19 protein-coding genes are annotated in these 20,651 nt (G+C 69.6%); 8 read left to right on the forward strand and 11 right to left on the reverse strand.

Going from position 1 to position 20,651, the window contains the following annotated elements:
• Nucleotides 1-36 precede the first annotated feature (36 nt).
• The 7 genes from MHZ35_RS12810 to MHZ35_RS12840 form a co-directional block, all read right to left on the reverse strand.
• Nucleotides 37-969, reverse strand: coding sequence for a bifunctional riboflavin kinase/FAD synthetase (locus tag MHZ35_RS12810; RefSeq protein WP_239436011.1), 933 nt, complete (start codon nt 967-969; stop codon nt 37-39).
• 51 nt (nt 970-1,020) lie between these two features.
• A complete protein-coding gene (locus tag MHZ35_RS12815) occupies nt 1,021-1,650 on the reverse strand; it encodes a dihydrofolate reductase (RefSeq protein ID WP_239436012.1) in 630 nt (209 codons plus the stop codon).
• 128 nt (nt 1,651-1,778) lie between these two features.
• Complete coding sequence (locus MHZ35_RS12820) at nt 1,779-2,573, reverse strand: thymidylate synthase (RefSeq protein WP_239436035.1); 795 nt, start codon at nt 2,571-2,573, stop codon at nt 1,779-1,781.
• A 32-nt stretch (nt 2,574-2,605) separates the two neighbouring features.
• On the reverse strand, nt 2,606-3,370 hold the full coding sequence (locus tag MHZ35_RS12825) for a class I SAM-dependent methyltransferase (protein ID WP_239436036.1): 765 nt from the start codon (nt 3,368-3,370) through the stop codon (nt 2,606-2,608).
• Nucleotides 3,371-3,393: 23 nt separating this feature from the next.
• Nucleotides 3,394-4,521: a peptide chain release factor 2 gene (prfB, locus tag MHZ35_RS12830; protein WP_129341626.1), complete on the reverse strand. Its 1,128-nt coding sequence runs from the start codon at nt 4,519-4,521 to the stop codon at nt 3,394-3,396.
• 122 nt (nt 4,522-4,643) lie between these two features.
• Nucleotides 4,644-7,154: a penicillin-binding protein 1A gene (locus tag MHZ35_RS12835; RefSeq protein ID WP_446741051.1), complete on the reverse strand. Its 2,511-nt coding sequence runs from the start codon at nt 7,152-7,154 to the stop codon at nt 4,644-4,646.
• Nucleotides 7,155-7,235: 81 nt separating this feature from the next.
• Nucleotides 7,236-8,123 (reverse strand): N-acetylmuramoyl-L-alanine amidase family protein, encoded by an 888-nt coding sequence (locus tag MHZ35_RS12840; protein WP_446741052.1) that lies wholly within the window; start codon nt 8,121-8,123, stop codon nt 7,236-7,238.
• Nucleotides 8,124-8,601: 478 nt separating this feature from the next.
• On the opposite strand from MHZ35_RS12840, the gene MHZ35_RS12845 reads away from it, so the two are divergent.
• From MHZ35_RS12845 to MHZ35_RS12860, 4 genes are all read left to right on the forward strand, one after another.
• Nucleotides 8,602-11,391 (forward strand): Rne/Rng family ribonuclease, encoded by a 2,790-nt coding sequence (locus tag MHZ35_RS12845; RefSeq protein WP_239436013.1) that lies wholly within the window; start codon nt 8,602-8,604, stop codon nt 11,389-11,391.
• Nucleotides 11,392-11,515: 124 nt separating this feature from the next.
• Complete coding sequence (locus MHZ35_RS12850) at nt 11,516-12,877, forward strand: M48 family metalloprotease (protein ID WP_239436014.1); 1,362 nt, start codon at nt 11,516-11,518, stop codon at nt 12,875-12,877.
• Nucleotides 12,878-12,885: 8 nt separating this feature from the next.
• Nucleotides 12,886-13,614, forward strand: coding sequence for a DsbA family protein (locus MHZ35_RS12855; RefSeq protein WP_239436015.1), 729 nt, complete (start codon nt 12,886-12,888; stop codon nt 13,612-13,614).
• An 85-nt stretch (nt 13,615-13,699) separates the two neighbouring features.
• Complete coding sequence (locus MHZ35_RS12860) at nt 13,700-13,993, forward strand: hypothetical protein (protein WP_239436016.1); 294 nt, start codon at nt 13,700-13,702, stop codon at nt 13,991-13,993.
• On the opposite strand, the gene MHZ35_RS12865 is transcribed toward MHZ35_RS12860, so the two are convergent.
• From MHZ35_RS12865 to MHZ35_RS12880, 4 genes are all read right to left on the reverse strand, one after another.
• On the reverse strand, nt 13,987-14,703 hold the full coding sequence (locus tag MHZ35_RS12865) for an esterase/lipase family protein (protein WP_239436017.1): 717 nt from the start codon (nt 14,701-14,703) through the stop codon (nt 13,987-13,989). The genes MHZ35_RS12860 and MHZ35_RS12865 overlap by 7 nt on opposite strands.
• Nucleotides 14,691-15,305, reverse strand: coding sequence for a TIGR02117 family protein (locus MHZ35_RS12870; protein WP_239436018.1), 615 nt, complete (start codon nt 15,303-15,305; stop codon nt 14,691-14,693). The genes MHZ35_RS12865 and MHZ35_RS12870 overlap by 13 nt, the downstream gene beginning before the upstream one ends.
• Before the next feature lie 71 nt (nt 15,306-15,376).
• Entirely contained in the window at nt 15,377-16,315 is a 939-nt protein-coding gene (locus MHZ35_RS12875; RefSeq protein ID WP_239436019.1) for a 50S ribosomal protein L11 methyltransferase, read from the reverse strand.
• 126 nt (nt 16,316-16,441) lie between these two features.
• Nucleotides 16,442-17,140, reverse strand: a complete 699-nt coding sequence (locus MHZ35_RS12880; RefSeq protein WP_239436020.1) for an SDR family NAD(P)-dependent oxidoreductase — start codon at nt 17,138-17,140, stop codon at nt 16,442-16,444.
• Between the two features lie 210 nt (nt 17,141-17,350).
• Between MHZ35_RS12880 and sdhC the strand changes: the two genes are divergently transcribed.
• From sdhC to MHZ35_RS12900, 4 genes are all read left to right on the forward strand, one after another.
• Complete coding sequence (gene sdhC / locus MHZ35_RS12885) at nt 17,351-17,764, forward strand: succinate dehydrogenase, cytochrome b556 subunit (protein ID WP_125961772.1); 414 nt, start codon at nt 17,351-17,353, stop codon at nt 17,762-17,764.
• On the forward strand, nt 17,764-18,150 hold the full coding sequence (gene sdhD / locus MHZ35_RS12890; protein WP_239436021.1) for a succinate dehydrogenase, hydrophobic membrane anchor protein: 387 nt from the start codon (nt 17,764-17,766) through the stop codon (nt 18,148-18,150). The genes sdhC and sdhD overlap by 1 nt, the downstream gene beginning before the upstream one ends.
• Complete coding sequence (sdhA, locus tag MHZ35_RS12895; RefSeq protein ID WP_239436022.1) at nt 18,150-19,952, forward strand: succinate dehydrogenase flavoprotein subunit; 1,803 nt, start codon at nt 18,150-18,152, stop codon at nt 19,950-19,952. The genes sdhD and sdhA overlap by 1 nt, the downstream gene beginning before the upstream one ends.
• Before the next feature lie 114 nt (nt 19,953-20,066).
• Nucleotides 20,067-20,630, forward strand: coding sequence for an ATP-dependent Clp protease proteolytic subunit (locus tag MHZ35_RS12900; protein WP_239436023.1), 564 nt, complete (start codon nt 20,067-20,069; stop codon nt 20,628-20,630).
• Nucleotides 20,631-20,651 lie beyond the last annotated feature (21 nt).

Consider the following 20,651-nt stretch of genomic DNA (forward strand, 5'->3'; position numbering starts at 1 on the left):
CTCTAGACTCCTGCCTGCGCAGGAGCACGCCTCGCGCTACGTGCGCGCCGCCAACGCCGCGCGCGCATCCTCGCAATCACGCGCGATCTGCGCCTTCAGCGCATCCAGCCCGTCGAACCGCCACTCCGGCCGCAGATACTCGATCAGCGCGACTTCGATCCGCTGCCCGTACAGGTCCCCGGAGAAGTCGAAGAAATGCGGCTCCAGCAGCTCCAGCGGCGGCTCGATCATCGGCCGGATGCCCAGGTTCGCGACCCCGTCGAGCACGCGCCCGTCCGCCAGCCGCCCCCGCACCGCATAAATGCCGTACGCCGGGCGCAGATAGCTGCCGAGCGTCAGGTTGGCGGTCGGGAAGCCCAGCTCCCGCCCCAGCCGCGCGCCCGGCTCCACCACGCCCTGGATCGCGAACGGCCGGGTCAGCAGCGCCGCGGCCTCCGCCGGCTTGCCCGCCTCCAACAGCGCGCGGATGCGGCTGGACGAGACCGGCTCGCCCCTGTCCTCGACCGGTGCCACAGTGTCGACGGAAAACCCCTGCGCCGCGCCCAGCGCCGCCAGCACCGCGACATTGCCGTCGCGTCCCTTGCCGAAGGTGAAGTCGGCGCCTGTCACTACGCCGCCGATCCCCGCCAGCCCGCGCAGCCGCTCCTCCACGAACGCCGCGGCCGACAGGCTCGCAAGCCCCGCATCGAACCGGAACACCAGCATCGCATCGGCGCCGGCTTCGGCGAACAGGCGCTCGCGCTGGTCGAGCGTCGTCAGCCGGAACGGCGCGACATCGGGCCGGAAGTGGCGGATCGGATGCGGGTCGAACGTCGCGACGATCGCGGGTCGTCCCTCGGCATGCGCGCGCGTCACCGCCCGGCGCACCACCGCCTGGTGCCCGAGGTGGAAACCATCGAAATTGCCGAGCGCGACGATCCCGCCGCGCAACCCTGCGGGGACCGCCGAGCTGCCGTCCAGCCGCTCCATGCCCCGCGCTATAGGGAGGTACGTGGAGTTCGCAAAGCTGTCCTCCTGTGATCAGGCGACAGCTCTCGCCATCATCAATGGCTTAGCGGGAGGCGGCGTTCGGGTGTCCTTCTCCGACACCTGGGCAACAGCGCGTTCGCGAGCCGACGCAATTTTTCCGCCGTCCCGCGCCACGTACTCCATTATCCGGAAGCTAGCTTCGTCCCCAGCATCGTCCGCCTCGCCCGATTTGATTAGGTTCTGGTGCCAAGAACCTGCCGCGGCAAGGATGGGTCGCTCGTCGAAGAACGCGTCAGCGTCCGGCACGAGCTTTTCGACCTCGGTGACAAGGTACCGGTCAACATAGGGAGCGAATTGCCGGTAGATCGTGGCACCGCCGATGACGAAGACCTGCTTCGTGTCTGAAGCAATTTTAAAGGCGCGAAAGAGCGCCTCCTCGACGCGGCCGACTGCCAAGCAATTCGCATCTTCATCGAAGCTACTGGCATCATGGGTGACAACGATGTTGGTACGTCGGGGCAGACAGCCGCCGAGCGAGCTGTGCGTCTTTCGGCCCATGATGACGATTTGGTCGAGGGTAGTCTCTCGGAAGAACCGGAGATCCGAGCGCACCTTCCACGGCAGCCGGTTCGCTGCTCCGATGGCGCCATCGGCGTTACGCGCCACGATGGATGTAAGCACTGGCATAATCCGCGAACCCCTTGCCCCGGGGTGTGACAGACGGGATTCGGCCTGTGAATCCCTACAGCTGCTTTTTCTGGGTACAGACGCGTTAACATGCCCTGAAAAGGCTGTGGATAACCTGTGGACTAGATCGCGACCGGCGCCTTGATATGCGGCTGGGCGACATAGTCGTGGAGCACGAAGTCCTCCAGTTCATAGCCGTCGATGCCGTCCGGCCGGCGCAGGATCTCCAGCCGCGGCAGCGCGGTGGGCGTGCGCGACAGCTGCTCGCGCGCCTGGTCCAGGTGGTTGAGGTAGAGATGGCAATCCCCGCCCGTCCACACGAACTCGCCGACCTCCAGCCCGCACTGGTCCGCCAGGATATGGGTCAGCAGCGCATAGCTCGCGATGTTGAACGGCACGCCCAGGAAGATGTCGGCCGAGCGCTGGTAGAGCTGCAGCGACAGCTTGCCGTCGGCGACATGGCACTGGAACAGGCAGTGGCACGGCGCCAGCGCCATGGCCGGCAGGTCGCCGGGATTCCAGGCGGAGACCACCATCCGCCGCGACGCCGGGTTCGCCTTCAGCGTCGCGATCAGCTCGGCGATCTGGTCGAGGTGGCGCCCGTCGGCCGTCTCCCAGTCGCGCCACTGCTTGCCATAGACGGGGCCGAGGTCGCCCGATTCGTCGGCCCACTCGTCCCAGATGCTCACCTTGTGCTCCTGCAGCCAGCGCACGTTGGTGTCGCCGCGCAGGAACCACAGCAGCTCGACGATGATCGAGCGCAGGTGCAGCTTCTTGGTGGTGAGCACCGGGAAGCCCGCCGAAAGGTCGAAGCGCATCTGGTGGCCGAACACCGAACGGGTGCCGACCCCGGTGCGGTCCATCGTCTCCACGCCCGTGTCGAGCGCGCGCTGCATCAGGTCGAGATATTGCTGCATGCTGCCGGCGTAGCGGCTGCGCGTGCGGAAGCCTAGCCTGCCTTGGGCGCCGGCTTGTTCAGCCGGCACGGGCGGATCGCGCTCGGCTCCGGCCGCGGCCCCACCGCCTGGAAGGTCGCCAGATAGCCGCCCGCGGACGGCATCGGCCGCATCGACACCTGGCGATAGCCGACCGCCTCGAACTCGCAGCGCAGCAGCGCCGGCGGCGTGCCGTGATTCTGCGTTGCACGGTTGGCGTCCACCACCACGACCAGCCCATCCGGGCGCAGCGACGGTCGCAGGTGCCACAGGAACGCATAGGGCTCGGCGATCTCATGGTACATGTGCACCATCAGCACCCGGTCGAAGCTCGCCTCGGGCAGCCGCGGGTCGTCGGCCTTCCCCAGCCGCACGCTGACGTTGTCGAGCCGCTCGCGCGCCACGCGCTGCGCCAGGGCGTCGCGTACCTCCGGCACGATGTCCTCGGCGAGCACCCGGCCGTCCGGGCCGACGCGCTGGGTCAGGCGGATCGTGTAATAGCCCTCGCCCGCGCCGATGTCGGCGACTGTCATCCCCTTGGCGATGCCGGCGCCGTCCATCACTTCCTCGGCCTCGTTCAGCCGGTCGCGCGCTTCTTCGGTCGACCAGCGCGCGGACACGATGGTCGCCACCGGCCGGTCGGCCGCTGGGAAGTCGGACGCCTTCGCTTCGGACTTGCGCTCGGGCAGCTTGGGCTCGGTCGCGTCGCAGGCGCCCAGCAGCAGGGCGCACGCCCCCACCGCCGCCGCCCCGGCCCATGCCGTGCGTCGCCTATCCAGCTCAGGCAAGACCCGCCCCACGATCAGTCGACGTCCTCCACCTCGACGGTCTCGCCGGTCACGCGCTGCGACAGCGCCGCTGCCATGAACGGGTCGAGCGCACCGTCGAGCACGTCGCCCGGCGCCGTCGAGGTCACGCCCGTGCGCAGGTCCTTCACCAGCTGGTACGGCTGGAGGACATAGGAACGGATCTGGTGGCCCCAGCCGATGTCCGTCTTGGTGGCATTCTGCGCGTTCGCGGCCGCCTCACGCTCGGCGAGTTCCCGCTCGTACAGGCGCGCGCGCAGCTGGTTGTACGCCTCGGCCTTGTTCTTGTGCTGCGAACGCTGGTTCTGGCACTGCACCACGATGCCGGTCGGCAGGTGGGTGATGCGCACCGCCGAGTCGGTCGTGTTGATGTGCTGCCCGCCCGCGCCCGATGCGCGGTACGTGTCGATGCGCAGCTCGCTCTCGTTGATCTCGATGTCGATGTTGTCGTCGATCACCGGATAGACCCACACGCTCGAAAAGCTGGTGTGGCGCCGTGCCGCGCTGTCGTACGGACTGATGCGCACCAACCGGTGCACGCCGCTCTCGGTCTTGGCATAGCCATAGGCGTTCTCGCCCTTCACCAGCAGCGTCGCCGACTTGATGCCCGCCTGCTCGCCGGCATGATAGTCGATCAGCTCGACCTTCATGCCGCGCCGCTCGGCCCAGCGCGTGTACATGCGCTGCAGCATGCCCGCCCAGTCCTGGCTTTCGGTACCGCCGGCACCCGAGTTGATCTCGATATAGGTGTCGTTGGCGTCGGCCTCGCCGGACAGCAGCGCCTTCACCTTGTCCTGCTCGGCGCGTTCCGCCAGCTGGGCCAGGCTCTGCGTGCCCTCGTCCGCCATCTCGGCGTCACCCTCGGCATCCGCCATCTCGATCAGCTCGACCGTGTCGGACAGCTCCGCCTCGATCGCGCGGGTCGCGGTGATCGCCTCGTCCAGCCGCCGGCGCTCGCGCATCACTTCCTGCGCGGCCTTGGGGTCGTTCCACAGGCTCTGGTCCTCGACGCGCGCGTTCAGCTCGTCCAGGCGGCGCAGCGCGCGGTCCCAGTCGAGGAAGCGGCGCAAAAGCGCCAGCGCGTCGTTGATCTTGTCGACATGGGCTTGCGCTTCGGCGCGCATCGAAATTCTCTCCACCTTCGAAGATCCCGGATGAACCCGGGAATCTCGGGCCGCAAGGGCGGCGCTTCAATGTATCGTCAGAAAAGGAACTGCCGGCTCGGGCAGGATGGTCGTCCCCGCCCCTAGTAAATGCCGCCCTCCCTTTGCAAGAAATCGCTGTCCTGCGGTGCCGCCTGCGCCCGCGGCGCTGCCTTCTGGACCGGTGCCGCCCCTTCGCCCTCGCGCGAACGGCGCGCGCGGCGGCGCGGCTCGCTCTCCGGCTTGAACGCTTCCCAGATCACCGACGCCTTGGGATCGGTCGTCGGCCAGGCGCCATAGACCGGCTTGCCGCTCCCGCGGTCCACCCGCACCATGCGGATGCCGGCGGGCGCCGTGAACGGCAGCTTCTCCATCCCCTCGAACGCCTTGACCGCAAACGCCTTGAAGATCGGCGCCGCCAGCGTCCCGCCCTGGGCATAGCCGCCCAGGTTCCGCGGCGTGTCATAGCCGATGTAGAGGCCGCCGATCATCTGCGGCGTGCCGCCCACGAACCACACGTCGGTCGGCCCGTTGTTGGTGCCGGTCTTGCCCATCATCGGCCGGTCGAGGTCGCGCAGCGTGACGGCGGTGCCGCGCTGGACGACACCCTCGGTGATGTGGACCATCTGGTAGGCGGTCAGCGGGTCGAGCAGCTGGCGCGAACGGATCACCGGCCGCGGCATCGCCTTGCCGTCCCAGTCGCGCGCGTTGCAGCGGTCGCACGCGCGCCAGTCCTGCGGCCAGATCACCTTGCCATGGCGGTCCTGCACGAAGTCGATGACGCTCGGCTTCAGCGCGCGGCCATGGTTCACCAGGATCGAATAGGCGTTGACCATCCGCGCAACCGTCGTCTCGCCCGCGCCCAACGCATAGGAGAGGTAGGACGGATAGCGCCCTTCGCTCACGCCCAGCCGCTGGATCAGGTCGGTGACGTTCTTCATGCCCGTCGCCGCCGCCGCGCGGATCGTCATCAGGTTGCGCGACTGCTCGATGCCCCAGCGCATGGTGTGCGGCCCGGCATAGGAGCCGGAGAAGTTGCGGAAGCACTTGGTACCCAGCCGCCCGCCCTGATCCACGCAATAGGGCGCGTCGGCGATGATCGTCGCCGGGGTCATCCCCTTTTCCAGCGCGGCCGAATAGACGATCGGCTTGATGGTCGATCCCGGCTGGCGCTTGGCCTGGGTGGCGCGGTTGAACGCCTGCAGCCGCGAATCGAACCCGCCCTGCATTGCCAGGATGCGCCCGGTGCGCGGCTCCTCGACCACCATACCGCCCGAGACGCGCGGCACGGAGCGGAGCGCGAAATGGCCGCCCTCGGGCGCCACCGCGATGATGTCGCCGGCCTTGAGCGCGCCAAAGGCAGCGCCGCCCTTGCCCCGCACCGGCATCTGCGCGGCCGAGCGCGGCAGCGCGCCCGTGCTGCCGTCGGCGAAGCCGATCACCGCCGAACCGCTGTCGCGCGACACCACGATGCCGGCGCGCCAGTCGCTATAGTCCAGCCCGATGTTGGTGTTGAGCAGCGCCTGCTGCCAGCGGTCGCCGTCGATCTCCACCTGGCGCACCGGCCCGGACCAGCCGCGACCCGACTCGTACCGGATCAGCCCGCGCCGCAGCGCGTCCTGGGCAAAGCCCTGCAGCCGCGGGTCGAGCGAGGTGCGCACCCACAGGCCGCCCGCATAGACGCTGTGCGGCCCGTCCTTGTCGTTCTCGCCGAAGCGGCCGAGCAGCTGGCGGCGCACTTCCTCGATGAAATAGCCGCCGACGCGTTCGAAGCGCGGCGTCTGGCGCGGCGTGGTGCCGAGCGGCTGGGCGACCGCCCCGTCATGCTGCCCCTGGGTGATGAAGCCGTTGCGCAGCATCTCGCCCAGCACCCAGTTGCGCCGGGCGATGGCGCGATCATAGCCGCGCTCGGGCGTGTAGTTGGACGGTCCCTTGGGCAGGATCGCCAGATACGCCATCTGCGCCAGCGACAGCTGCTCCAGGTCCTTGTCGAAATAGGCGTGGCTCGCCGCCTCGACGCCGAACGCGTTCCGGCCAAGCGCGATCTGGTTGAGGTAGAGCTCCAGGATCTGCTGCTTGGTCAGCACGTCCTCGATGCGATAGGCGAGAAACGCCTCCTTCGCCTTGCGGACGTAGCTCACCTCGTTGCTCAAGAGCAGGTTCTTGGCCACCTGCTGGGTGATGGTCGAGGCGCCGATCGGCCGCCCGTCGTTGCGCAGGTTGGTCAGCATCGCGCTGGCGATGCCGGGATAGTCGACGCCGTGATGCTCGAAGAAGGTGCGGTCCTCGGCAGCCAGGAACGCCTTCACCAGCAGCGGCGGATATTCGGCATAGGACAGCTCGACCCGCCGCTCGCGGGCATAGCTGTGGATCGGCGTCCCCTCGATCCCACGCACGTTGGTGGGCAGCGGCGGCTCGTAGCTGCGCAGCGCCTCCACCGACGGCAGGGTGCGGATCAGGAAGTACCAGATCACCACCATCGCCAGGCCCGCGAGCAGCGCTGCCCAGGCGAGCAGGCGGAACCACCAGCGGCGCCGGATGCGGCGGAAGCGGGCGCGCCAGCCCTCGGGCGCGGGTTCGGGGCGGGCGGTCGCGGGATCGAAAGCGGCACTCATCGGCCGCGCGATGTAGCAGGTTTGGACCGCCGTGCCAGCAGCTTGGCCGCGGGGCGACGGTCGACCCGTCCCACCCGGGCGTCAGCGCGCGGCGAGCCGGCGCGCGAAATGCACCTCCACCGCACGCCGCACGCTCTCGGCAAGGGCTCGCCTGCCGGAGTCCGAATTGAGCCGCTTGGCGTCGTCCTCGTTGGAGATGTAGCCCGTCTCGAACAGGATCGACGGCATGTCCGGCGCCTTCAGCACCATCAGCGATGCCATGCGATGGTAGTTGGGCTTCAGCGGCACCAGCGGCTTGGCCTCGCGGCCCAACAGGCGGGCGAACCCTGCCGAAGCGTTCATGGTCTCGCGCTGCGTCAGGTCGATCAGGATCGACGAGATGTCGGCCGAGGCATCGGCCAAGTCGACGCCCGCCAGGATGTCCGCCTTGTTCTCGCGCGCGGCCAAGCGCGCCGCCTCGCGATCGGAGGCGACTTCGGACAGCGTGTAGATCGACGCCCCCGATGCGCCCTGGTTCTCCGCGCTGTCGCAATGCACCGAAATGAAGAGGTCGGCGCCCAGCCGGCGGGCGATGCCGAATCGCTCCTGCAGGATCAGGAACTCGTCGCGGTCGCGGGTCAGCGCCACGCGGACCCGGCCGGACGCCAGCAGCCGGTCGCGCATTTCGCGCGCCAGCTTCAGCGTCAGGTCCTTCTCGCGCAGGCCCCCGTCCCAGGACGCCAGCGCGCCGGGATCATGCCCGCCATGACCCGCATCGATCACCACCAGCGGCCGCCCCGCCACCCCCTCGATGCGCGGCAAGCGCCCGGCCTTGCGGGCGGCGGGCACGGTCATCCGCGCCCGCGCCGCATCGCCACCGGGCGGCGGCGCTGCGGTTGCGGCCAGTGGCGACGCCAGCAGCGCGAGCGCGCCGGCGCAGAGCCCAGCGGTGCGAAGGGTGGGTCCGAACCCGGCCCAGCGTGAAATCATAAGCCTACTCGTTGTCCGCGTGCAGTCTTGCCGGGGGCGCACCCCCTTTGCCCGAGCGATGGTGAAAGCATCGGGTTAAAGTCTTCCTAAGCCTGTCTGCCGATGCAAGCCACGTGCGGCCGTCAGGTGCCGTAGCGCGCTGTTGCCGCATCGCAACGGCAATGCTACGCAACGAATACGCCGTTTGTCGTCCACTCGACGGCCGGCGCTCTCACACCCGCCCGCCGCATCTGCGCCGACCAGCGGGGAAACCAGGTTGACGCTCGCATGAGGCATGTTCCGTCCCGTTCCAGCAGCACCGCGACAGGCGGACGCTGGTCGGTGACGTTTGGCCCGGACCACCGGTCCGGCCATGCCCGTGCGGCAGAGGCATTCATCGACCCATGCAGCGCCGCCGCGGATCCCGATCCGCCCGGCAGCGCCGCCCATGGCGCGCCGCGCCGGCCACAGGCCGCCCGCCGCGCCCGGAGACTTTTCAATGACCACGCGTATGCTGATCGACGCACGCCACCGGGAGGAAACCCGCGTGGCTGTCGTCAAAGGGAACCGGATCGAGGAGTTCGACTTCGAATCCGCTGAGCGCAAGCAGCTCAAGGGCAATATCTATCTCGCCAAGGTGACGCGCGTCGAGCCGTCGCTTCAGGCCGCGTTCGTCGAGTACGGCGGCAACCGCCACGGCTTCCTGGCCTTTTCCGAAATCCACCCGGACTATTACCAGATCCCCAAGGAGGATCGCGAGGCGCTGCTGCGCGAGGAGGCCGAGCACGCCGCCGAAGAAGCCGCCCTGCGCGCCCGTGAGGACGACGAGGACGAGGACGAAGAAGGCTACGACGACGAAGACGCGATCGCGCTGGACGCGGACGGCGACGTCGACGTGCTGGAGCACGACGAGGACGAGCACGACGAGGACGCGGGCGAAGACGCCGGCGACGAGGAAGGCGCGCCTGCGCCCTCCAGCCGCAAGCGCAAGCGTCGCGGCGGTGGCGACGATGCCGCGGTCGACGCGCTGCGCCAGCGCCGCATGAACCTGCGCCGCCGCTACAAGATCCAGGACGTGATCCGCCGGCGCCAGGTGCTGCTGGTCCAGGTCGTCAAGGAAGAGCGCGGCAACAAGGGCGCGGCCCTCACCACCTATCTGTCGCTCGCCGGCCGCTATTGCGTGCTCATGCCCAACACCGCGCACGGCGGTGGCATCAGCCGCAAGATCAGCTCGTCGTCGGACCGCAAGCGCCTGAAGTCGATCATGTCCGAGCTGCAGCTGCCGCCCTCGATGGGCTGCATCGTGCGCACCGCCGGGCTCCAGCGCACCAAGACCGAGATCAAGCGCGACTTCGACTATCTCGCCCGCGTGTGGGACGGCATCCGCGAACAGACGCTGCACTCGACCGCCCCGGCGCTCGTCTATGGCGACAGCGATCTGCTGAAGCGCGCGATCCGCGACATCTACAACCGCGACATCGAGGAAGTGATCGTCGAGGGCGAGGACGGCTATCGTCAGGCCCGCGAGTTCATGAAGCTGCTGATGCCGAGCCACGCGCGCAAGGTGAAGCAGTACGCCGACGCCGTGCCGCTGTTCCAGCGCGCGGGCGTCGAGGACCAGCTGGCGGCCATGTACAACCCCGTCGTCCAGCTGAAGTCGGGCGGCTACCTGGTCATCAACCCGACCGAGGCGCTGGTGTCGATCGACATCAACTCCGGCCGCTCGACGCGCGAGCACAACATCGAGCAGACCGCGACCGCTACCAACCTGGAAGCGGCGCAGGAAATCGCCCGCCAGCTGCGCCTGCGCGACATGGCCGGCCTCGTCGTCATCGACTTCATCGACATGGACCACGGGTCCAACGTCCGGAAGGTCGAGAAGGCGATGAAGGAGGCGCTCAAGAACGATCGCGCGCGCATCCAGGTCGGCCGCATCTCGGCCTTCGGCCTGATGGAAATGAGCCGCCAGCGCCTGCGCACCGGCGTGCTCGAGGCGTCGACCCGCACCTGCCCGCATTGCGAGGGCTCGGGCCTGGTCCGCACCGCGTCGTCCGCGGGTCTCTCGGCACTGCGCATGATCGAGGACGAGGCCGCTCGCGGCCGCGGCTCCGAACTGCTGCTGCGCTGCAGCCAGGAAGCCGCCTTCTACGTCCTCAACAAGAAGCGCGCCGACATCGCCGAGATCGAGGATCGCTACGGCGTGAGCGTCGAGGTCGCGGCGGACGGCACGCTCGAGGGCGCGCGCATGACGGTCGAGGCCGCCGGCCCGCCGCCGGCCTATCCGCCCAAGATCGCGCCCCTGCTCGAGCTGCCCGAGGACGAGTTCCTCGACGAGATCGAGGACGAGGAGGAGCTGGACGAAGCCGAGGAGGCGACCGAGGCCCGCGAGGAACAGCCGCAGCGTCGCCGCGACGAGGACGAAGGCGAAGGCCGCAAGCGTCGCCGTCGCCGTCGTGGCCGCCGCGGTCGCAACCGCGAGGAAGGCGACAGCGGTGAGGCCGAGGACGCCGGTGCCGACACCGCGGACGCCGACGAGGAAACCGAGGCCGTCGAAGTCGAGGCACTCGGTGAGGCCGAGGCAGCTCCCGCAGGCGAAAGCGAAGCCGCTGGCGAAGGTCGTCGTCGGCGTCGTCGTGGCCGCCGTGGCGGCCGCCGCAGCGATGCACCGGCAGCGGCGGGCGAGGCCGAGACTGCGCAGGACGAGGCTCCGGTCGAGACCGGCGCGCCTGCCGAGGAAGCGCCGGTAGAGGCCGCGGCGGAACCGGCTCCGGCCGAAGCCCCCGCCGAGCCAGTCGCCGAGGCTCCGGCACCGGTTGCGGAAGAGGCACCTGCCAAACCCAAGCGCACGCGTCGCCGTCCGTCGGCACGCCCTGCCGAGGCAGCAGCGGTCGAGGCAGCTCCCGTCCCAGCCGTCGAGGCTCCGGCTCCCGAGGTAGAGGCTCCCGCCGCCGAGGAGGCGCCCAAGCCCAAGCGCACCCGCCGCCGCAAGGCAGCGGAGCCTGCCGCCGAGGCTGAGGCCCCGGCACCGGTCGAGGCCGCGACCCCGGCTCCGGCCGAGGAAGCACCGGCAAAGCCCAAGCGCACCCGTCGCCGCAAGGCAGAGCCGGCAGCCGAGGCGGCACCGGAAGCGGAAGCGCCTGCAGCCGAGGCCGCGCCCGAGCCTGCCGCGCAGCCGGAAGCGGCACCGGCGGACACGGACGCCGACACCGCCCAGGCCGACGCTTCGTCCGAGGCGACCGAGGGCGCCACGCCGCGCCGCGGCTGGTGGCAGCGTACCTTCGGCGCATGACCCACGCGGCCCCTCCCGCCTGCTCAGGCGGGAGGGGCTCGCTTCACCATCGGTTCAGCCGCACATCGCCAGCAGCGCGTTGCCGGCATTGAACCTGGCGCCGGCATTGCCGATAAGGACTGCCATGAAGCGCATCCTCGCAGGCCTCGCCACCGCGCTCCTCGTCTGCGCGCAGCCGGCCGCCGCCCAGTCGATCCTGCGCGATGCGGAAACCGAGTCGCTGCTCGCCGACATGGCGCGGCCGATCGCCGTCGCCGCCGGGCTCGACCCGAAGAACTTCACCGTCGTCCTGCTCAACGATCCCAGCGTCAACGCGTTCGTGGCGGGCGGCCAGGCAGTCTATCTGCACTCCGGCCTCATCGACGAAGCCGACAACATCAACGAAGTGCAGGGCGTCGTCGCGCACGAGGTCGGCCACATCGTCGGCGGCCATGTCGCGCTCGCCGGCCGCGGGGCCGGCCCTGCCACCAGCATCTCGATCCTCAGCCTGCTGCTCGGCGTCGCCGCCGTGGCCGCGGGCGCGGGCTCGGCTGGAGCCGGCATCCTCGCCGCCGGCCAGCAGGCCGCGCTCGGCAATTATCTCGCCTTCAGCCGCACGCAGGAAACCTCTGCCGACGCCGCCGGCGCCCGCTATCTCGGCGCCGCCGGCGTCAATGGCGCGGGCATGCTGTCCTTCTTCAAGAAGCTCCAGAACATGGAGTACCGCCTCGCGATCCCGCAGGAGAACAGCTACAACCGCACCCACCCCTTGAGCGGCGAGCGCATCAGCGCGCTCACCGCAGATCTTCAGGCGCAGCCCGCCTGGGGCAAGCCGACCGATCCCGCGCTCCAGGAACGCTTCCTGCGCGTCCAGGCGAAGCTGCGCGGCTACGTCAACGATCCCAAGGAAACGCTGCGGCGCTATCCGGCGAGCGACAACAGCATCCCGGCCCATTACGCCCGCGCCTATGCCTATCACCTGACGGGCTATCCCGATCAGGCGCAGCAGGAGACCGCCGCGCTGGTCAAGGCCAAGCCCCACGACCCCTATTTCCTGGAACTCCAGGGGCAGATCCTCCTGGAGTCCGGCCGTCCCGCCGACGCGCTCGCGCCGCTGCGCGAGGCCACCCAGCGCACCAACGCGCAACCGCTGATCGCCGCCACCTTCGGCCACGCACTGATCGCGACCGAGGATCCCGCCCATCTGGCGGAGGCCGAGAAGGTGCTGCGCCAGGCGGTGGGCCGGGATCGCGAAAACCCGTTCGCCTGGACCCAGCTTGCCACCATCTACGAGCGCAAGGGCGATCAGCCGCGCGTGGCGCTTGCCATGGCAGAGCGGGCGAGCCTGATCGGGGAGCCGCAGATGGCGCTCGCCAGCGCCCGCGCCGCGGTCGCCGGCCTGCCCGAGGGAAGCTCCGAGCGGCTTCGCGCGCAGGACATCCAGATGATCGCGCAGAACGAACTCGACGAGCGCAAGCCCAACCGCCGGCGCCTTTCCGCGCAATAAGGACCCCGATGCCGCGTAATCCTATCCTCGCCTTCGGCGCGCTGCTGCTTGCCGCGCTCCTGGGTGCCGCCGCCTTCGCGCTGCTGCAGCCGCTCCTTCCCGGCAGCGGCCGCGCTCGCACCGAGGCGATCGTCCGCGACTATGTGCTCTCGCATCCCGAAATCCTGCCGGAAGCGATGCAGAAGCTCCAGGAGCGCGAGGTGGGCAAGGCCGTCGCCGCCAACCGCAGCGGCATCGAGACCCCGTTCGCCGGCGCCTGGGCGGGCAACCCGCAGGGCGACGTCACGCTGGTCGCCTATATGGACTATGCCTGCGGCTATTGCCGCGCGAGCCTGCCTGCCATCGACAAGCTGCTCGCCGACGATCCCAAGGTCCGCATCGTCTACCGCGAGCTGCCGATCCTGAGCCCAGGCAGCCGCACCGCTGCCGAATGGGCGCTCGCCGCCGCCGAACAGGGCAAGTTCCGCCCCTTCCACGCCGCGCTCTATGCCGAGCAGGATCTCGGCGAGGATGCGATCGCGCGCGCCGCGGCCAAGGCCGGGCTCGACGTCGCACGCGCGCGTGCCGCCATCGCCTCGCCGGCCATCGCGCAGGAGATCGCGCGCAACCTGCAGCAGGCGGGGCAACTCGGCGTCACCGGCACGCCGACCTGGGTGGTCGGCGACCAGATGCTGAGCGGCGCGGTCGGCTATGAAGGGCTTTCCGCGGCAGTCGCAAAGGCGCGCGCAGCCGCCTGATCCATCCGCCGCATCGCCCCTGCCGCCCGGGCGTTATGCTGCTAGGGTCGCCTCGCCGCGCCGCCGCCCTACGAGGAGCTGTTCCATGCGTCTGTCCCCGCGCCTGATCCTTTCCCTGGCCCTGGTGCCGCTGCTCGCCGGCGGCTGCGTCGCCAAAACCGCCTGGGACGTCGCCACCGCGCCGGTGCGCGTCGGATCGCAAGTGGTCGACTGGACCACCACCAGCCAGGACGAGGCCGATCGCAACGCGGGCCGCAAGCTACGCAAGCAGCAGGCGGAGGAAGAACGCCAGCGCCGCAAGGAAGAGAAGCGCGCGCGTGAGGAGGAAAAGCGGGCCCGCGAAGACGCGGAGCGCATCCAGCGCGACCAGCCCTACTGAGCGGCGCCCTCCGCCAGGATGCTGGCGATCGCGCGGAGCACGTCGGGCCGCAGCTGAACGCCCAGGTGGCTGCTGCGGATCTCGATCGCGCGGCAGTCCTCACTCCGGCAAGCGAGCCCGTTCACCAGCCCATCGCTCCGGCTCCAGATCGCGGTGGCGGGCACCGGCAGCGGGCTTCGCACCAGCTCCGCCAGCGCCAGCGTTTCCGCGGCATCGATCCGGTCGCCGGTGATCCGCTGATAGGCGCGCCACACCCGCGTCGCACGCGCCGGGCCCGCATAGGGGGAGGAGACGGTGATCACCTCCCGCACCCGGCCCGGCATGCGGTGCGCGGACAGCCGCGCCATGATCCCGCCTAGGCTGACGCCAATCAGCGTGACGGGCGCACCTGCCTTTTCGGCCAGTTCGTCCACGCGCGCGAACAGCCGCTCACCCTCCGCACCGATCGTCCGGCGGCCCAGGTTGCGCCCCAACCCCCAGCCGCTCGCCCCGTAGCCGAGCGCCGTGAGGTAGCGGACCATCACCAGGTTCGATCGGTCGGAATTGAACAGCCCGGGCAAAACTATCACGGGGCGGCCGTCGCCGCCCTGGCCCGTCACTAGTGCCCGCCATCCGATGGCCAGTTGCGCCACGCCCCAGGCGGCGCGCGGCCATTCGACCAGTGTGTGGCGAAGCGGCGGCGGCCCCAGCGGCGGCCTCACCGTAGCCATGCCATCACCGTTGCGGAAAACGGCGTCCACGCCCCCATGCGCACGCCCGCATGGCGCAGCGCCTCACCAGTCCAGCTGTTGCAGGTGCGGATCGCGCTGTAGCGGCCGTGCGCCGCGTAAAAGGCGTCCGACCGCCCATAGCCCGGCTCGCTTCCGGCGCGCCCGTCCGGGCCCACTGCAAAGCTTCCGCGAATGAAGCCGGCCAGCCGGCGATACTCCTCGGGCCGCAGCAGCACGGAGCGCACGCTGGCCTCCTCCACGGGCTCTGCGAGATGGCCGACATGGAGCACCGTGTCCTCGCTGCCGACTGCCGCGCGCAGCACCGTCTTCGGGCTCAGCTCGCCCCAGGTCGGCGTGCCGATGTAGAAGGCGCGGTCTCCCCAGCCGATCGACAGGTGGCTGTGCCCGGCAAAGCGCGGGTCGCGCAGGTCCTGCGGCTGCACCAGGTCGCGCCAATCCACCCCCTCTGCCGCCGGCACGATGATGCTGGTGTGGATGCCATTGTCCTCGACCCAGACGCGCACGCCCGCCTCTGGCGGCGCCCAGCCGCGGTTGAGCGCAAAGGCGCCGCCGACCAGCCCCGCCACGCCATAGCCGACCACCAGCGCACCCAGCCACGCCAGCAGGCGCAGCAGGCCGCGCCCGGTGCGGCCGAGCAGGGGCGGGCTGACGGTCAGATGTCCAGCGCCCAGCCGTCGCGCCCGGCCGGATCGATCGGCGCAGTGGGGACATAGCGTTCCGCGCCCGCGCGCAGCCGCAGGATCGTCCAGTCGTTGCGATCGTCGCGCGCCTCCAGCGTGCAGCCGCACGCCGTGTACGCGCCGATCACCTCGCTCGCCTGCCGGCCGAGCAGTCCCGCCAGCACCACCGTCGCATCCGGCGCGGCGATCGCCGCCACCTCCGGCGCCATCGACACCAGCGGCCCCGCCAGGATGTTGGCGATCAGCAGGTCATAGGGCGCGCGCTCGGTGATCGCATCGGCAAGCGCCCCGTCGGCGACCACCAGGTCGATCCCCGGTACCGCGTTCACCTCCGCATTCTCGCGCGTGACGTCGACGGCGACCGGATCGATGTCGGTCGCCAGCACCCGCGCCTCGGGCCAGAGCTCGCGCGCGGCAAAGGCGAGCAGGCCCGTGCCCGTGCCGATGTCGATCACGTCGGTGAAGCGCTCGCCTGCCAGCCCGTCCAGCATCGCCAGGCATCCGCTGGTGGTCTCATGATGCCCGGTTCCGAACGCACGCCCCGCCTCGATCCGGAACACGCGGGCGCCCTCCGGCGGCGGCGCGTCCTGGGCGGCGGTGTGGACATAGAAGCGGCCGACGTGGAGCGGCTCGAGCCCGGCCTGGCTCATCGTCACCCAGTCCTCGTCGTCCAGCTGCTCGATCGCGGGCGCACGTTCCCGCGCGCTGGGCACCAGCGCCTGCAGCGCCGCGATCGCCGCGTCATTGGGCTCGACCTCGAAATAGGCGTCCAGGTGCCAGCGCTCGGCATCGTCCTCGACGTCCTCGGTGGTCATCAGCACGGGCGCGGAGTCGAGCCCCAGGTCCTCGGCGGCGTCGATCGCCTCCGCCTCGGCGCGGGTGCACGGCAGGGTCAGTTTCCAGCTAGGCATGGGAGTCCTTCTTGGCGGTCCGGCGGTGCCGGACCATGGCGGCACCAGCCCGCTCCCCCACCCGGCCACCCATAGGATACTGGCGTCGGGTGGCCGGGTGAGGGAGCGGGCCCGTACCGAACAAATTCAACGCACGTAGCTCGCGCCGTTGATGTCGAGCACCGCGCCCGTCATCGACGGCGGCGCCTCCAGCGCCAGAAAGCGCGCGGCGGTCGCCACCTCTTCCGGCATGGCGACTCGGCCCAGCGGAATGTCGGCCAGCAGCGTGTCGCCGCCGCGGCTCTCCAGATAGTCGTCGGCCATGCCGGTCATGGTGAAGCCGGGGCAGATCGCGAACGCCAGGATGCCTTGCGCCGCATAGCCGCGCGCGATGGTCTTGGTCATCGCCACCATGCCGGCCTTGGCGGCGGCATAATGCCAGTGCGCGGGGCTGTCGCCGCGATAGGCGGCGCGGCTGGCGACGTTGACGATGCGGCCGCCAGTGCCGCGCGCCTGCCAGTGACGCACCGCCAGCCGGCAGAGCTCGGCCGCCGCCGTCAGGTTGATGCGCATCGTGCGCTCCCAGCCGGCGACCCAGTCGGCGTGCGGCAGCTCGAGCGGCGTCGCCTCGAACACGCCGGCGTTGTTGACCAGCACGTCGATGCGCCCGTCGAGCGCCTCGAGCGCCTGCTCCCACAGGCGCGCGGGCGCGGCACGATCGGAGAAGTCGGCCGGGATGCCGCTCGCGGTGCCATGGCCGATCACGCGCAGGCCCGGCGCATCGAGCGCGCCCGCGATCGCGGCGCCGATGCCGCGTGAGCTGCCGGTAAGGAGGATGTGCGTCATGCCCCGGCGATAGAGGCTGGCCGGCCGCCACGCCAGAGCCGCGCGCTCGCCGGTCCACATCGGCGCTTTGGCGCCGGCGCAACTTGCCGTACAGAACTGGCGCACCACGATATTCGCCGTCGGGCCGTTTACGTCGGCATACCCGGGCTCTTGCGTCTTGCATCACACCGCCCCCCGGGTAGATAGGCGCGGTTCGCGAAAGGAACTGACTTGGCTTCCAAACCATATGCGCGCCCGCTGTCGCCACACCTCGGCATCTGGCGCTGGGGCCCGCACATGCTGGTCTCGATTCTGCACCGCGCCACCGGCGTCGCCAATTCTGTGGGCCTGGGCCTGCTGGTCTGGTGGCTGGCGGCGATCGCCGGCGGCGAAGACAGCTATGCCACCTTTGTCGACGTCTTCACGGTGTCGGGCGGCGGGCTCAACGTGATCGGCTATGTGGTCGGCATCGGCCTGACCCTCACCGTGTTCCAGCACATGGCGAGCGGCGTCCGCCACCTCGTGCTCGACATCGGCGCCGGCTATGAGCTGCGCAAGGGCAAGATGACGGCAATGGCCACCATGGTCTTCTCGCCGCTCGCGACGATCGCCTTCTGGGCCTGGCTGCTGGTGGGGAAGCACTGATGGGTAACGGTACGAGCATCGGTCGCGTCCGCGGCCTGGGATCCGCCAAGCAGGGCACCCATCACTGGTGGCACCAGCGGCTGACGGCAGGGTCGAACCTGCTGCTGCTCCTGTGGTTCCTCTTCTCGATCGCGATGCTGCCGTCTTACGACGTCGCCAGCCTCACGAAGTGGCTGAGCTCGGGCTGGGCGGCGCTGCCGATGGCGCTGCTGATCGCCACCCTCTTCTATCATGCGCGACTCGGCCTCCAGGTCGTGATCGAGGACTATCAGCATGACGAGACGCGAGTCGTTCTGCTCGTCGTGCTCAACCTGCTCACTGCGCTCGGGGCCGGCCTCGCCATCTTCTCGATCCTGCGCATCGCTTTCACGGGGACGCCCGCCTGATGTCTGAAGCCTACAAGATCATCGACCACACCTATGACGCGGTGGTGGTCGGCGCCGGCGGCTCCGGCCTGCGCGCCACCATGGGCATCGCCGAGTCGGGCCTAAAGACTGCCTGCATCACCAAGGTGTTCCCGACCCGCAGCCACACGGTCGCGGCGCAGGGCGGCATCGCCGCCTCGCTCGGCAACATGGGTCCGGACCACTGGACCTGGCACATGTACGACACCGTCAAGGGTTCCGACTGGCTCGGTGACCAGGACGCGATCGAATATCTCTGCCGTGAGGCGCCTGCCGCCGTGTACGAGCTGGAGCACGCCGGCGTGCCGTTCAGCCGCACGCAGGAAGGCAAGATCTACCAGCGCCCGTTCGGCGGCATGATGCAGAACATGGGCGAAGGCCCGCCCGCGCAGCGCACCTGCGCCGCGGCCGACCGCACCGGCCATGCCATGCTCCACGCGCTCTACCAGCAGAGCCTGAAGTACGACGCCGACTTCTTCATCGAGTATTTCGCGCTCGACCTGATCATGGAGAATGGTCAGTGCCGCGGCGTGATCGCGCTGTGCATGGAAGACGGCTCGATCCACCGCTTCCGCAGCCATGCGACGGTGCTCGCGACCGGCGGCTACGGCCGCTGCTATTTCTCGGCGACCTCGGCCCATACCTGCACCGGCGACGGCGGCGGCATGGTGCTGCGCGCAGGCCTGCCGCTCCAGGACATGGAGTTCGTGCAGTTCCACCCGACCGGCATCTATGGTGCAGGCGTCCTCATCACCGAGGGTGCGCGCGGCGAAGGCGGCTATCTCACCAACTCCGAGGGTGAGCGCTTCATGGAGCGCTATGCCCCGTCGGCCAAGGACCTGGCGTCGCGCGACGTCGTGTCGCGCTCGATGGCGATGGAGATCCGCGAGGGTCGCGGCGTCGGCAAGGAAGGCGACCACATCTTCCTGCACCTCGATCACATCGATCCCAAGGTGCTGGCCGAGCGGCTTCCCGGCATCACCGAAACCGGCAAGATCTTTGCCGGCGTCGACCTGACGCGCCAGCCGCTGCCGGTCGTCCCGACCGTCCACTACAACATGGGCGGCATCCCGACGAACTTCCACGGTGAGGTCGTGCACAAGCGCGACGGCAACCCGGATGCGGTCGTCCCCGGCCTGTTCGCGGTGGGCGAAGCGGCCTGCGTGTCGGTGCACGGCGCCAACCGCCTCGGCTCCAACTCGCTGATCGACCTCGTCGTGTTCGGCCGCGCCACCGGCCTGCGCATCAAGGAGACGATCAAGCCCGGCACCGCGCACAACCCGCTGCCCAAGGGCTCGGAAGAAATGGCGCTCGGCCGCCTCGACCACTTCCGCAATGCCAAGGGCGGCACGCCCACCGCGCAGCTGCGCCTCGACATGCAGAAGACGATGCAGCGCCACTGTGCCGTGTTCCGCACCGACGAGCTGATGGCCGAGGGTGTCACCAAGATGGAGGGCATCTATGCGGGCATGCAGGACATCGGCATCACCGATCGCTCACTGATCTGGAACACCGACCTGGTCGAGACCATGGAGCTCGACAACCTGATCGGCCAGGCGCTGGTGACGATCCGCGGCGCGATCAACCGCAAGGAAAGCCGCGGCGCGCACATGCACGAGGACTTCCCGGAGCGCGACGACGCCAACTGGATGAAGCACACCATCGCGACCTTCGATGGCTGGGGCGGCAAGGGCGGCTCGACCAGCCTCGATACGCGTCCGGTGCACGACTACACGCTCACCGACGAGATCGACTACATCAAGCCCAAGAAGCGCGTGTACTGATCCCGTCGAAACGACGAACCCGACAAAGGGGCGGACGGCAACGTCTGCCCCTTTTTCTTTGGGCGCGACTCGCGCGTCTTCGGAACCATCGGACAGCGCCTCGGTTAGCGCGCCATGACCGACGCCACCCAATATCCGCTCCTCGCCGCGCCGCATGTCCATCTCGCCGGGCCGGTCGACCATTCCATGTACGCCAACTTCCGGCAGCAGATGGCCAACGCCCCTGCAGAAGGCTCGCTGGTGATCTCGATCTCCACCCTGGGCGGCGATCCGGAGGTCGCGCGCGCGATGGGCGACGACGTACGCCTGCTGCGCGAATATTCCGGCCGCGAGATCCTGTTCCTCGGCAAGGTCGCGGTCTACTCCGCCGGCGCCACCTTCATGGCCGCCTTCCCGGTCGAGACGCGCTTTCTGACCAAGGGCACGCGCCTGATGCTCCACGAGCGACTCATGTCCAGCTCCGTCGAGCTTTCGGGGCCGCTCAAGACGCTCAGCTACACGCTCAAGGCCAAGCTCCACGAGATCGAGCATTCGATCCGCATCGAGGAAGAGGGCTTCCGCGATCTCGTCGCCGGCTCCGACGTGCCGTTCGAGGAGCTGGTCGAGAAGGCTCCCTCCAACTGGTACATCGAGGCGGAGGAAGCCAAGCGCCGCCGCCTGGTGCTCGACGTCATCTGAGGCGCGGACCTCTCACGCAGG

The organism is Sphingomonas sp. ACRSK, from assembly GCF_022346685.1.
GTDB classification, from domain to species: domain Bacteria; phylum Pseudomonadota; class Alphaproteobacteria; order Sphingomonadales; family Sphingomonadaceae; genus Sphingomonas; species Sphingomonas molluscorum.